This window comes from Staphylococcus agnetis, from assembly GCF_002901865.1.
Classification (GTDB): Bacteria; Bacillota; Bacilli; order Staphylococcales; family Staphylococcaceae; genus Staphylococcus; species Staphylococcus agnetis.
Genome location: NZ_PPQF01000163.1, coordinates 1 through 522 on the forward strand (window position 1 = coordinate 1; position 522 = coordinate 522).

Consider the following 522-nt stretch of genomic DNA (forward strand, 5'->3'; position numbering starts at 1 on the left):
TCATTATACTAATAACACAGTTTTTAATATCATTTTTTTCCTTAATATCAGAACTAAAGTGTATAAAAAACAGATTACATTCATTATCAAAATATGAACTAAAATGGTATAGTTGGTAAGCCTTTATTCTAAGTTCTTTAAATAATTTTGAATGCCCATAATGCGAAAGATATGCTTGTAATAAATTTCCGTAAAAACATATGTCCTCAATACAATTGGTTTTAATACTCCAACAGAGTGTGTAAAAAGGATGGTTATCTATTCCTACTTCTGAAATGTTATTTCTTAAGCTAAAGTTATTATTGAGATTATATTTCTTATGTATTACAGGATTATCTATTTTGATTAAATTGTTATAGTGAGTATACTTATATTCATAATTCTTCAAAAAGACATCATTGATATCTTTCTTTTGTAAATCTACTAAATAAAAATCTTCTGCTTTTCCATATCTATATCTTCCATATATATCCTCTAAACTAAGGATCTCTTTATATTCATTTCTATGAATGTTATGAGGAC

1 protein-coding gene is annotated in these 522 nt (G+C 24.7%); it reads right to left on the reverse strand.

What is annotated here, in order from left to right:
* Positions 1-522, reverse strand: a 522-nt coding sequence (locus CD172_RS12560; protein WP_142384456.1) for an insulinase family protein, incomplete at both ends; no start/stop codon positions are given.